The sequence below is a fragment of the Rhodoferax sp. genome (assembly GCF_018063565.1).
GTDB lineage: Bacteria > Pseudomonadota > Gammaproteobacteria > Burkholderiales > Burkholderiaceae_C > Rhodoferax.
The window spans coordinates 67,455-80,973 of sequence record NZ_JAGPBB010000001.1 but is presented as its reverse complement, the minus strand read 5'-3'; the positions used below and the strand labels follow the sequence as shown (position 1 = coordinate 80,973).

The 13,519-nt window shown below is 61.6% G+C and carries 9 protein-coding genes; 3 read left to right on the top strand and 6 right to left on the bottom strand.

Going from position 1 to position 13,519, the window contains the following annotated elements:
* The first annotated feature begins 82 nt into the window (after positions 1 to 82).
* The 3 genes from KBF66_RS00330 (at position 83) to KBF66_RS00320 (ending at position 3,069) form a co-directional block, all read left to right on the top strand.
* Positions 83 to 1,285 carry a LysM domain-containing protein gene (locus tag KBF66_RS00330; RefSeq protein WP_296650143.1) on the top strand — a complete coding sequence of 401 codons (1,203 nt, stop codon included), beginning with the start codon at positions 83 to 85 and terminating at the stop codon, positions 1,283 to 1,285.
* Between the two features lie 8 nt (positions 1,286 to 1,293).
* Positions 1,294 to 2,529 carry a DNA-processing protein DprA gene (gene dprA / locus KBF66_RS00325; protein WP_296650139.1) on the top strand — a complete coding sequence of 412 codons (1,236 nt, stop codon included), beginning with the start codon at positions 1,294 to 1,296 and terminating at the stop codon, positions 2,527 to 2,529.
* A gap of 72 nt (positions 2,530 to 2,601) precedes the next feature.
* Positions 2,602 to 3,069, top strand: coding sequence for a DUF494 domain-containing protein (locus KBF66_RS00320; protein WP_296650135.1), 468 nt, complete (start codon positions 2,602 to 2,604; stop codon positions 3,067 to 3,069).
* 14 nt (positions 3,070 to 3,083) lie between these two features.
* Here KBF66_RS00320 and KBF66_RS00315 read toward each other — a convergent pair whose 3' ends face one another.
* From KBF66_RS00315 to KBF66_RS00290, 6 genes are all read right to left on the bottom strand, one after another.
* Positions 3,084 to 5,333 (bottom strand): DUF1631 family protein, encoded by a 2,250-nt coding sequence (locus KBF66_RS00315; RefSeq protein ID WP_296650131.1) that lies wholly within the window; start codon positions 5,331 to 5,333, stop codon positions 3,084 to 3,086.
* 12 nt (positions 5,334 to 5,345) lie between these two features.
* A complete protein-coding gene (gene secF, locus KBF66_RS00310; RefSeq protein ID WP_296650127.1) occupies positions 5,346 to 6,302 on the bottom strand; it encodes a protein translocase subunit SecF in 957 nt (318 codons plus the stop codon).
* A gap of 11 nt (positions 6,303 to 6,313) precedes the next feature.
* Complete coding sequence (gene secD, locus KBF66_RS00305) at positions 6,314 to 8,194, bottom strand: protein translocase subunit SecD (protein ID WP_296650120.1); 1,881 nt, start codon at positions 8,192 to 8,194, stop codon at positions 6,314 to 6,316.
* 54 nt (positions 8,195 to 8,248) lie between these two features.
* Positions 8,249 to 8,581 (bottom strand): preprotein translocase subunit YajC, encoded by a 333-nt coding sequence (gene yajC, locus KBF66_RS00300; RefSeq protein ID WP_296650116.1) that lies wholly within the window; start codon positions 8,579 to 8,581, stop codon positions 8,249 to 8,251.
* A gap of 248 nt (positions 8,582 to 8,829) precedes the next feature.
* Positions 8,830 to 12,399 (bottom strand): indolepyruvate ferredoxin oxidoreductase family protein, encoded by a 3,570-nt coding sequence (locus tag KBF66_RS00295; protein ID WP_296650112.1) that lies wholly within the window; start codon positions 12,397 to 12,399, stop codon positions 8,830 to 8,832.
* 116 nt (positions 12,400 to 12,515) lie between these two features.
* Complete coding sequence (locus KBF66_RS00290) at positions 12,516 to 13,370, bottom strand: hypothetical protein (protein ID WP_296650105.1); 855 nt, start codon at positions 13,368 to 13,370, stop codon at positions 12,516 to 12,518.
* Positions 13,371 to 13,519: the final 149 nt, after the last annotated feature.

The following is a 13,519-nucleotide window of genomic DNA, read 5'->3' as shown; positions in this document are numbered from 1 at the left end:
GCAGGATGCAGCGACGACAATCGTTGTCCAATCAAGGGCTTGGGCGCAAAATCTCATGCGCTTTAACAGGGTACCAATCACCATGGCGAAACCATCACCGACTGCCTTCCCCCATTGGCTGGCTCTGGCCGGGCTGATCTGCTGCCTGCCACTGGCCCACGCACAAAAGTATCCCATCACGGCGCAGCAGCGCGCGGTGGCGAATCAGGTCGCCAGCCAGGGTGTGCCCCTGAGCGAGCTGCGCGCTGACGCACCACCGAGCTACACCGTCAAACCCGGCGACACCCTGTGGGCCATTTCAGGTCTGTTTCTCAAGTCACCCTGGCGCTGGCCCGAACTGTGGGGCATGAATCTGGACGACATCAAGAACCCGCACCTGATCTTCCCAGGACAAACGCTGTTTCTCGACACCAAGGATGGCCGCGCCCGGTTGAGTCTGCGCGGCGGTGATGGCACACCGCCGACGGTCAAGCTGTCGCCACGCACGCGGGTGCAAAACCTGTCAGCCAGTGCGCTGCCCACCTTGAAAAGCCAGTTGATCGAGCCGTTTTTGACGGAGCCAGTGATTGTCGATGAGCAGATGCTGGAAGCGGCGCCGCGCATTGTGGCGGCGCAAGACAGCCGTGTTCTGCTGACCAAGGGAGACCGTGCCTACGCACGCGCCAGCGCCGGCGGCGAGGAACTGCTGGATGACCCGACGCTGAAGCAAAAGGCCTATCGGGTGTTTCGCAATGCGACCGCGCTGAAAGACCCGATCAGCGGCGAGGTGCTGGGTTACGAGGCGCAGTATGTTGGCAAAGCCTTGCTGGTACGCAGCGAGGGCACCCAGGAAAATACAGATCGCCAGGGCAAGACCACCCAGGACATCGTGCCCGCCACCATCGACATCGTCGACGCCAAGGAAGAAATGCGCGTGGGTGACCGCCTGTTGCCCGAACCGCCTCAGCAACTGCAAAGTTACGTGCCGCATGCGCCACGCACCCCGGTCGACGCCCGGGTGGTGTCGATTTATGGCAGTGCGGTTGCCAATGCCGCGCAGAACCAGGTGGTGGCGATCAACAAGGGTGAGCAGGATGGCATGGAAATTGGCCTGGTGCTGGCGATCATGAAAGACGGTGCGCGTCTGCTGGACAAGACCGATCCGCGTCTGGTCGAAATGAAACTGCCCGACGAGCGCAACGGCTTGCTGATGGTGTTTCGCACCTTTGAGAAAGTGTCCTACGCGCTGGTGCTCGATATCACCAGTGGCGTCAAGGTGGGAGACCGGCTGATCAACCCGCTCTGAGCCCGGCTGTGGACGCCGACGAACTCCGGGCGTGGTTGCGCCTGACGCTCACTCCCGGCGTGGGCAATGCCAGCGCACGCAAGTTGTTGTTGGCCTTCGGGTTGCCCCAGCAAGTTTTTGAGCAGTCCCCGCTGGCGTTGTCACAAACCGTCAACTCGGCACAGGTGCAGGCGCTGGGTCTGGTACCCGATGGACTGGATGCGCTGCTGGCGCGCACGCTGACCTGGTTGGCGGAGGATGAGCCAGGCGGTATTCGGCGCCAAGTCGCCACCTTGGGTGACGCCCTTTACCCGGCGGCCTTGCTCCACCTCGATGATCCGCCGTTGGTGCTGTATTTGCTGGGGCGTTCGAGTTTTATGACAAATTGGGTTCCAGCGCAATCTGGTGATGGTTTTCCAGCTATTGATTCAATATCAAATTTAGCGCCACCAAACGGCATTGACAGCCAGCGCGGCCTGGCCATGGTGGGCAGCCGCAACCCCACTCCGCAAGGTCTGGACAACGCGCGACAGTTCGCCCGTGACCTGGCGCAAGCCGGGGTGACGGTGGTCAGCGGCCTGGCATTGGGCATTGATGGGGCCGCACACGAGGGTGCGCTCACGGCCAGCCCCGCGCCGATGGCCGGTGCCACGGTGGCCGTTGTGGGCACCGGACTGGACCGCGTCTACCCCAAGGCCCACCGCACCCTGGCCCACCGCATCGCCGAGCAGGGGGTGCTGGTCAGTGAATACCCCTTGGGTACTCCGCCACTCAATGCCAACTTTCCCAAACGCAACCGGCTGATCGCCGGACTCGCGAAGGGCACGCTGGTGGTGGAGGCGGCTCTTCAGTCCGGCTCACTCATCACCGCCCGGCTCTGCAATGAGCAGGGCAAGGATGTGTTTGCCATACCGGGTTCGATCCATGCCGCCCAATCGCACGGCTGCCACGCGCTGATCAAACAGGGTGCCAAGCTGGTCGAGTCGGTCGACGATATCCTGGACGAACTGCAATGGCGGACCGCCACACTTGCGCCGACCGCATCCACCCCACCCGGACCGCTTGCGTCCAGCACGGACGGCGGCCCGCTGCAACCGGATGACGGTTTGTTGCAGGCGCTCGGTTTTGATCCGGTTGGGCTGGATGCACTGCAAGCCCGTACCGGTCTGGACGCACCCGGACTGCAGGCGCAGCTGATGGTGCTGGAGCTGGCGGGTCATGTCGCCAGTTTGCCCGGTGGCCTGTTTCAGCGTCAGCGTTCGTAAAAAGCCGATGGCGGCCCGATTTCGGCCCCAGTTCCGGCGATTGAGCGACGGCACTGGCGGTATATTGAGGTCATGTTTGAAGTCTTGGCATTTGTCTACGAAAACTACTGGGGCGCCGACAGTTGCCCCGAACTCCCCGTCCTGCAACGCAAGCTCAACGCGCTGGGATTTGCCAGCCCCGAGGTGATCAACGCCTTGCTGTGGCTGGAAGATCTTCAATCCGCCACGCATCACATCGGCCCACCAGCTCAGGCCTGTTCGCCCGGTGCCGCGGCCAAACGCGTGTTCACCGCCGCCGAGCAGGCGCGACTGGGACGCCAGGGGTGGGGTTTGCTGACCTTTTTGATGCAGATTGGTGCGCTGACCCCGGATCGGCTGGAACTGGTGATGGAGCGCGCTTTGGCCACACCCAGTCAGTCCATTCACGTGGATGACCTCAAACTGGTGGTGCTGATGGTGTTCTGGAGTCTGGGTGAGGAACCCGACGCGCTGGTGCTCGATGAGTTGTGTGACAGCTGCGTCGACCGGCTGCCCTGCTGACAGCGAGGCCTGCTTCAGCTGAACAGACGTTCGGGGTTGGCCTCGATCTTGCCGATCGCGTCGCGTGTGGCACGGGTGGTCAGGGTCTCTTCTTCCTGTGGCTCCATCAGCCCTTTTTGCAGATATCCGGCCAGGCGACGGGATTGAAACAGGTAACTGTGACCCACCACACTTGAAAACAGATGCAAATGCTGCATCGGACTGCGCCATGCGTACTGCACCTGGGCCAACTGGTTGTTGTGGTCCAGCGCATACCAGCTGCCCAGCGGCAGTTCGCGCACCCATTCCATCATGATGAAGCTGTCGGTACCACCGGCGCCGGCGATCACGTCGAGCTCAGAGGCGTCCACCCCCAGCAGGTCTTCGATGTCCTGAGCGTCCATCGTCAGGTCTTCGATGTCATCGTCACTGATGTAGTCTTCAAGATGCGCCAGATGGCCTGCCAGCGCTTGAATCTGTTCGTCCGGAATGCTCTCGGTCTTGGACATGAAGGCGTCAGCCAGCGTATCGCTGATCACCTTGATGTGCAGCTCCTGCGCCTCTGCTTCGACACCCATCAGGGTCATGCCCTCGCGCAGGGTTTGCAGCAGTTCCGGCAAAGTGGCGATGACCCGCGCACGGTCAGCGCGGTTGGGCTTGGAGCTGGCGGCCCAGATCAAACGGGAGGCGGTGGTCTTCAGGCGCAGGGTCTCGTCGTGCTGCGCCCCATGGCGCACCGCCGCCACCGCCAGCACCTCGGACCACACCTTGTACAGGAACTCGCGGATCTCGTCGCGAACCGGCATGTCCTTGAGCTGATCACGCAGCTCAATGGTGTACTGGATGGCCAGCGTTTCCTTTTGCTCCAGTTGCTGCGCCACACCGACCAGCTTCTGGGTACTCTCCTTTTGCGTCAGGTGCTGATGCAGAAAAACCAGGAACTCTTCGTAGACCTTTTTGAATACCCGCTCACCGGTTTCCGGGTACTGCTCGATCACCTGCACCACCCGCTTGATTTCCTGCTCGAGCGCGTTGCTGCTGATGCCACTGGCGTCAAAACCCAGCACACAGGAACCCATGTGGTCAATCAGCTGACGCGCCGGATGATTGACCTCGCTAAAAAACAGCGGCTCCGCCAGTGCGACACGCAAAACCGGCATTTGCAGGCGGGCAAACCAGACCCTCACCCCGGTGGGAATGCGGTCTTCCTGCAAGATCGACTGGAACATCAAGGCCACCATCTCGATGATGGATTTTTCACCCTGGGTTTCCGCGCTCGCCTTGAGCTCAACAGACTGTTGCCGCAGCTCATGAACCACACGCTGGATGATGACGGTTGGGTCAACCGCACTGAGGGTGTCGTAGCTCGGGGTGCTCAAGACCGGCTGCTGCGCCAACGCCTTCAGCAAGGGTGCCGATGGCGGCTGGAACGGGCTGCGGGCGCCGTCCGGGTTGAAGAAACCACCCAGAATCCGCCCCACCTGTTCCAGGATGCCTTGCGCCCGATCCTCCAGCCTGCGTCGCGGTGGCCCGCTGCCAGCGTTGCCCCGGCGGTCTGCCGCCGAACCGCCTGACCGTGCATCCCCGGCTTCGACGACGCCTGAGCCGTCACTGGAACTTGCGCTCGGCGATGGAGGGGAACGCGGCGCCTGCTGTTCGATATGGGGCAGGACGCCCTGCTCGATCAGTTCGGCATTGCATTTGGCATAGGCCGTTTGCAGTTGCTCCCTGAAATGGGTATGGATGAGCCCGTGAACCCGCTCCCAGTTGCCCCGTGACAGGCCAGCACCCTCCCACTGCGCCACCACGGGCAACAACAGCACCTCGGGATGCACCAGATCATTGGCGCAAAGCTCCTGATCACCCGCCAGCGACTTGAGCCGCCGGCGCAGGTGATTGACGTCTTTGGCGGCCGCCTCCATCAACTCGTTGGCCAGTCGCGAGGCAATGATCTTGTGCTCAAGAACTTCGGTGTCGAGCAACTCCAGACTCGATGGTGTCGAGATACTGTGGCGCACCGTGTCAGGATTGAGTGCCTTCTCCCAGGCCTCAACGGTGCCGTCACGCCAGCGGCTCTTGAATTGGTCAAATGCCAGCCAGGCCTCACGGCGAGCCCGCGCTTCGGGTGCCGGCGCAATGGCGCGTAACTGATCATCCAGGTACTGGCGTACCAACGGCACCAGGGAGCTCATGGCCGCCGAAGCGGCGCTGACAATTTGCTGGCGCACCCGCGCAGCCATCAACTTGGCTTGCGGTGAGGTGGGTGCGGCGGCGGCGGCGCTCATGGTGCAAATAGTCTAAACCGTGGCTCCCGCGTTGGGATCAGTGGGGTCAATGTCTTTTTTGACCACGCTACCCTTGACCAGATCTTCGCGCTGGATGCCCAGCCACATCGCAATAGCAGCGGCGACAAAAACCGAAGAGTAGATACCGAACAGGATGCCGATGGTCAATGCCAGCGCAAAATAATGCAGAGTGGCACCGCCAAACAGCAACATCGACAGCACCATCATCTGGGTGGAGCCGTGGGTAATGATGGTGCGGCTGATGGTGGAGGTGATGGCGTTGTTGATGATCTCGATGGTGCTCATCTTGCGATAGCGGCGAAAGTTCTCGCGGATCCGGTCAAAAATCACCACCGACTCGTTGACGGAATAGCCCAGCACCGCCAGCACCGCCGCCAGCACCGGCAGAGAAAACTCCCACTGGAAAAAGGCAAAAAATCCCAGGATGATGATCACGTCATGCAAATTGGCAATGATGGCGGCCACGGCGAACTTCCATTCAAAGCGCACCGCCAGATACACCATGATGCCAACCACCACAAAGGCCAGTGCCTTCAGGCCGTCGGCCGCCAGTTCGTCACCCACCTGCGGGCCGACAAATTCGGTCCGGCGCATGGTGGCTGTGGCATCCACAGCTTGCAACGCGGCCATCACCTGGTTGCTTTGCTGCGCCGAGCTGATGCCCTTCTGGGCCGGCAGGCGGATCAGCACGTCGCGGGCGGTGCCGAAGTTCTGTACCTGCACATCATTGAAACCCTGCTTGGCCACGGTGGCGCGCACCGAGTCAAGATTGGCCGGTTGCGCATAGGTCACTTCAAGCAGGGTACCCCCGGTGAACTCGACCGACAGGTGCAAGCCACGCGAGAACAAAAAAAACACGGCGGCCAGAAAAGTGAGCAGCGACACCAGGTTGAAAACCAGGGCATGGCGCATGAACGGAATGTCACGCTTGATTCGGAAAAACTCCATGCTCGTCTCTCCTATTGGGTATTGAGTGCGGTATTGCCGTCAGGCCGCCAGACGGTACCGATCGACACGGTCTTGAGACGGTTCCTGCGACCGTACCACAGGTTAACCAGCCCACGCGAGAAGAACACGCCGGAAAACATGCTGGTCATGATACCCAGGCAATGCACCACGGCGAAACCACGCACCGGGCCTGAACCAAAGGCCAGCAAAGCCAGTCCGGCAATCAGCGTGGTGATGTTGGAGTCAAAAATGGTGGCCCAGGCACGGTCATAACCGGTGTGAATGGCGGCCTGCGCCGAGGCCCCGTTGCGCAATTCCTCGCGAATGCGTTCATTGATCAGCACGTTGGAATCGATGGCCATGCCCAGCACCAGCGCCATCGCTGCCATGCCCGGCAAGGTCAGGGTCGCCTGCAGCATCGACAGCACGGCCACCAGCAGCAGCAGGTTGAACGCCAGTGCCACGCTGGAGAAAACACCAAACAGCATGTAGTACAGGCACATGAAAAGTGCCACCGCCAAAAATCCCCAGCTGACACTGTTGAAGCCTTTGGCGATGTTCTCGGCACCCAGGCTCGGGCCGATGGTGGTTTCTTCGATGATCTCCATCGGAGCCGCCAGCGAGCCGGCACGCAGCAGCAAGGCGGTATCGTTGGCTTCGACAACGGTCATGGCGCCCGAGATCTGCACCCGGCCACCCCCAATTTCGGTGCGGATCACGGGTGCCGTGACGACCTCGCCCTTGCCTTTTTCAAACAACAGGATCGCCATGCGTTTGCCGACGTTTTCACGGGTGACATCACGGAAGATACGGGTACCCTTGGCGTCCAGGTTCAGGTTGACGGTGGGCTCCTGCGTCTGGCTGTCAAAGCCGGGTTGCGCATCGGTCAGGTTCTCACCGGTCAGGATGACCTGCTTCTTGACGATCACCGGACGGCCACCCCGCTCCAGATAGCGCTCGGAACCAAATGGAACCATACCCGTCCCCGACTCGGCGGCACGCGCCTCGGTGCTTTCGTCAACCAGACGCACCTCCAGCGTGGCGGTGCGGCCCAAAATGTCCTTGGCCTTGGCGGTGTCCTGCACACCGGGTAACTGCACCACAATGCGGTCAAGACCCTGCTGCTGGATCACCGGCTCGGCCACGCCCAGCTCATTGATCCGGTTGTGCAGCGTGGTGATGTTTTGCTTGAGAGCCTGATCCTGGATGCGACGGGCCGCCTCGGGCTTGATGGAGGCGGTGAGCTTGATGTCGGTGCCGTCTGGCACATCCACCGTTTGCAGGTCAGTGAACTGATCCTGAAAGACAGCTTTGGCGGCCGCCAGGGTTGCGGCATCCTTGAGGCGCACTTCAATGGTCTGGTCATTGCGAGCAATGCCGCCGTGGCGCACGTTTTTCTCGCGCAGGCTGGTGCGCAGATCACCGGCCAGGGACTCTGCGCGTTTGGCCAACGCCGCCTGCATATCGACCTGAAGCATGAAATGCACACCACCGCGCAGGTCCAGACCCAGGTACATCGGCGCGGCATGCAAACTGGTGAGCCAGGCCGGTGAACGGGTCAGCAAGTTGAGGGCCACCACGTAACCCGGATTGGCCGGGTCGGGCACCAGCGCTTTCTGGATGGCCTCCTTGGCTTTGAGCTGCGCTTCGGGGCTGTCCACGCGCACCTTGATTGAGGCGCCGTCGAGCGCCACCTGATTGGCGATAACGCCTGCCGCCTTGAGTGCGGCCTCAACCTGGCCCAGCGTACCGCTGTCGACCTTGACCAAGGGCTTGGCCGAGAGTACCTGCACCGCCGGCGACTCGCCAAAAAAATTGGGTAGCGCGTAGATCGCGCCAACCGCCAGCGCGATCGCGATGATCACGTATTTCCAGATGGGGTAACGATTCATGACCGCCCTTCAGACGTCAAAAACAGGCCGGGCCGTGTCCAGCGGGGTGGCAAGTTATTTGAAAGTGCCTTTGGGCAGAACCTGGGCAACCGCAACGCGCTGCACCTGGATTTCAACCCCATTGGCGATCTCAAGAGTGATGAAGCTCTCGCCGAGCTTGCTCACGCGCCCCAGCATACCGCCGCCCGTGACCACTTCGTCACCCTTGGTCAGCGACTCGACCATCGCCTTGTGCTCCTTGGCTTTTTTCATTTGCGGACGAATCATCACAAACCACAACACAACAAACATCAACACCAGGGGCAACATGCCCATCAGGGAGGACTGCATGTCGCCACCAGCGGCAGCAGCGGGGGCGGTTTGGGCAAAGGCGGAAGAAATGAACACGAGAACTCCAGATAAAAAGACAAGACAACACACTTTCCAGACGGCACCGGCCGCACCAACTCCAGGAAAATGGCAGTCGGTGATTGTATGCGGGGGCCTCTGACTGTGACGCCAGGTGACCATGAAACGCGTCGACCTCGCTTGACCTATATCGATATCGATAGCAATAAATGCTTATAAATAAAGCGCTTGATGGTATTTTTGTACCAACTTTGGCAGCCTGGCCAATTCCCCATCGTCTGCCTGGTTCATGCCTTCAGTTGTTGCAGTTGCTGCATAAGCGCCTGCCAGTTTTTCTGCGCCACCGCCAGGTGACGTGCCTTGACATGGCCAAAGCCGCGGATCTGCTGCGGCACTGACGCGATCTCTACCGCCAGTGCATAGCGTTGGTCTGCGCGGTCAGACTGTGGCCCGCTGGCCAACTCCTGCAATAACCGTTGCACCATGCCCTGGTACTGGCTCACCAGTGCGCGCTCCTGTTGGCGCTCAGGACTGCGGCCAAACAGGTCCAAACGCGTCCCACGCAGACCCTTGAGCCGCGCCAGTGCCACCAGGCCCAGGCGCAGCCACGGGCCAAAGCGGGTTTTGACGGGATGGCCCTGCGCGTCGGTTTTGCCCAGAATCGGTGGTGCCAGGTGGTAGGTCAGCCGGTAAGGGCCTTCAAAACGCGCGGCCAGTTCGCGCTCGAAGTCACCATTGCTGTACAGGCGTGCCACCTCATACTCGTCTTTGTATGCCATCAGCTGGAACAGGCAACGTGCCACGGCGTCGCTGAGCCGGGTCTGACACCAAAGGGTGTCGAGCTGGCGCACCTGCTCAGCCAGGTACCGATAACACTGGGCATAGGCAGCATTCTGGTAGGCAGTCAAATACTCGGCGCGGCGGGTGATCAGCTCGGCCACATCCGGTGGTGCCATCGGGTCGCTGGTAGCCATTGGGCCCAACAGCGCCTGCACCGCCTGAGGGTGCTGCGCGTAGTGACGCCCCCAGGTGAACGCGGCCTGGTTGTTGGCCACCTGAACCCCATTGAGCTCAAAGGCACGCCACAGAGCCGGCAAGGACAGCGGGATGCGCCCCTTTTGCCAGGCGTAACCCAGCATCAGCGGGTTGGTGTAGATGGCGTCACCCAGTACGGCACTGGCCGCCTGTTCGCCGTCCAACAGGCCCAGCGCCTCTTGACCCACTGCAGCACCCAGCGCGGCCAGGCAGCCGTCCTGCGGAAACTGCCATTGCGCCTGGTGCACAAAGGCTGCCGTGGGCGTGGCGTGGGTGTTGAGCGCCACAAACGTGCGCCCGGCCTGCATGACGGCCAGCGTGGTTTTGCTGGCCGCCACGATCGCGTCACAGCCGATCACCAGATCCGCTTGCGATGCCTCCACCTTGCTGGTGTGGATGGCGCTGGCGGTATCGGCAATTTGCACATAGCTCCAGGTGGCACCGCCTTTCTGCGCCAGACCACCGGCGTCGAGGGTCACCACTGCCCGACCGTCCAGGTGAGCGGCCATGCCCAGCAACTGACCGATGGTGATGATGCCAGTGCCGCCCACGCCTGCCACCACAATGCCCCAGGCACCGGGGGACTGGGGCAGGCTGGGCGCGATCAGTGGGGGCAGGCTATTGAGCTTGACTTGCGCGAGGTCCCTGCTGGGTTTTTTGATTTGTCCACCCTGCACCGTGACGAAACTCGGGCAAAAGCCCTTGAGACAACTGAAATCCTTGTTGCAACTGCTCTGGTTGATGCGGCGCTTGCGCCCCAGCTCGGTCTCAAGCGGCTCCACACTCAGGCAATTGGACTGTTCGCCACAGTCGCCGCAGCCCTCGCACACGGCAGCATTGATCACCACCCGCTGATCAGGCTCAGCCAGCGTGCCGCGCTTGCGTCGGCGGCGTTTCTCGGTGGCGCAGGTCTGGTCGAAAATGATGACACTGGTGCCCTTGATTTGCCGGAACTCGCGCTGGATACGGTCGAGCTCGTCGCGATGCTGAACCACCACCCCGGGCAATAGCGGCACACCCTGGTATTTGGCGGGTTCGTCGGTAACGATGACCAGGCGCGACACGCCTTCCGAGATCACGCTGGCCATGATCTGCAGCACCGTGTGTCCCTCGGCTCGCTCGCCCACACGCTGGCCGCCGGTCATGGCCACTGCGTCGTTGTACAAAATCTTGTAGGTGATGTTGACACCTGCGGCGATTGACTGGCGCAGCGCCAGCAGGCCACTGTGAAAGTAGGTGCCGTCGCCCAGATTGGTGAAAACATGGGTGTCGGTCGTGAAGGGTTGCTGCCCAACCCAGGCCACTCCTTCGCCACCCATCTGGCTGAAGGTGCTGGTGGCGCGGTCCATCCAGACCGTCATGAAATGGCAGCCGATGCCGGCCAGCGCGCGCGAACCCTCGGGCACCCGGGTACTGGTGTTGTGCGGGCAGCCACTGCAAAACCATGGTGTGCGCTCAGCCACCGCCGGCACCAGCATGATGGGCGCGCGAGCCAGCGCGTCGAGCTTGTGCAGGTGTGCGTCCATGCGTGCGGCGACATCCTCCGGGACACCGATCCGGCGCAGACGTTTGACCAGTGCGCGGGCAATCAATGCCGGGTTCAGATCGCCGTTGGCACGCAGCAGACTGCTGCCGTCAGGGTTGGCCTGACTCCACTCGCCACCGCCGCCCTGTGGGTCGTCCTCAAACTTGCCCACCACTCGCGGCCGCTGTTCTGCTGGCCAGTGGTAAAGCTGCTCTTTGAGCTGGTACTCGATCATCTGGCGCTTTTCTTCCACCACCAGAATTTCCTGCAAACCCAGCGCAAACTCACGCGTCAGGCTCGGCTCAAGCGGCCACACCACCTGCACCTGGTGCAAGCGGATGCCCACACGCTGGCAAACGGCAGCGTCCAGCCCCAAGTCCTGCAGCGCCTGGCGTGTGTCGTTAAACGCCTTGCCGCTGGCCATGATGCCAAACCGGTCCTGCGCGCCGGCGATCAGGGTGTGGTTCAGCCGGTTGGCACGCACATAAGCCAGCGCGGCGTACCACTTGTGGTTCATCAGCCGGGCCTCTTGCTCCAGCGCCGGGTCGGGCCAGCGGATGTGCAGGCCGCCGGGAGGCAGGCGAAAGTCCTGCGGCATCACGATCCTGACCCGATCGGAGTCAACTTGCACCGAGCTGCTGGACTCCACCACCTCCTGGATGGTCTTCATGCCGACCCAGACACCCGAAAAACGGCTCATCGCAATGGCGTGCAAGCCCAAGTCAAGAATGCCCTGCACATCGGACGGGAACAGCACCGGCAAGCCGCATGCCTTGAAGATATGGTCGCTCTGGTGCGCTGAAGTGGAGCTTTTGCTCAGGTGGTCGTCACCGGCCACCGCCAGCACGCCGCCCAACTGCGCCGTACCGGCCATGTTGGCGTGTTTGAACACATCTGAGCTGCGGTCCACACCCGGACCTTTGCCGTACCAGATACCAAATACACCGTCGTACTTTTTTGTGGCCGGATAGAGGTCCAACTGTTGTGTTCCCCACACCGCGGTGGCCGCCAGCTCTTCGTTCACACCGGGCTGAAACACGATGTGACTGGCGGCAAGGTGTTGGCCTGCTGCCGCCAGCGCCTGGTCATAGCCGCCCAGCGGCGAGCCACGGTAGCCGCTGATAAAGCCGGCCGTATTGAGGCCGGACTGCGCGTCACGCTGGCGCTGCAACAGCGGCAGTCGCACCAGAGCGTGGATACCACTCATGAAGGCCCGCCCCTGACTCAAGCTGAACTTGTCGTCGAGGGATGCTTGGGCCAAGGCAGCCGAATGTGGTGGGCGCGAAGTTGGTTCCATAGATGCGAGGGTACAGGGGTGAACGTGAAAGAAGGCGTCGCCCACCGGCCCGCAAGTGTAGACATATGCCGCGCCTCACTTGTCACCCGGCCACGCCGCCGGCGCAAGCGGCGGTGCTAACCCACGCGGCGATTGTGAAATGCCGTTGCCGGTCGCTCCAGCCAAAGTTGCGCAGCCGCGCGCGCAATCATCCGCGTGGCGCTGGACTGCGAGTCAAATTGGTCGACCAGACGAATCTGCCCATTGCCATGTCCCCACACATAAGTGATGTCGCAATACTCCATACGGATCTCAGCTCGAAAGAAGCCGCCAGCCCCGACGTTCTCGCGCTGTCTTGCCAACCGGATCTCCTGCAGCTGCTGGTTATCAGGGATTCGGGCGGTTCGACGGTCCACCACGCGTTGGGCCAAACCCATATGTTGCGCAGCGGTGTTTCCCAGATGGGTCATCACTTCGCCAACCCGGTCATGCTCGTCCATCATGCCGCTTCTGACTTCTTCGCGTGCAATGATGCGAACATAAACTGGCCGCTCCACCATTTGTGGTTGTGTGGACAGCACCGGCGGCGGCATCGGCGGGGGATCCGGTCGGTCCCAAACCGAAACAATCACCGAACGCCAGCGCTCGTCATCGTTGCCGTTCGGCAGGTGGGCGATGCGCGCGGCGTCTTCCCCCAGGGCCTCATTGAGGGCCACCTTGAAGGACTTGTGCTCACGTGCCCGAAGAAAATGCACCACGGCGTCAGCACGGCGGCGTGACAGACGCAAATTGAAGCCTGGATCTCCGCTTCGACTGGCCAGGCCAATCACCCTCAGGCTCCCGCCCCGATGAAGAAACCCCAGCGCATGCTGGGTCAGCCAGTGCTCGTGCTCTGGTTTGAGTCGTGCCTGTGACAGGTCAAAGTTGGAAAGCCGCGCACGAATCATCGACGGATTCTGCTCGAATACATAGATATGTCCGGGTCCAGCCATGAGGACTCCTCACACAAAAAGGATTGCGCAATGCGTAAAAAATCCTGTTTGTAGTGAATTGGCTCGTCACTGCCAATAGAGTTAACCCTGAAATCACCCGGTCGCAAGGGCACTCTCGCGGCACCCGGGCAGGGTCGCCAAAATCACGC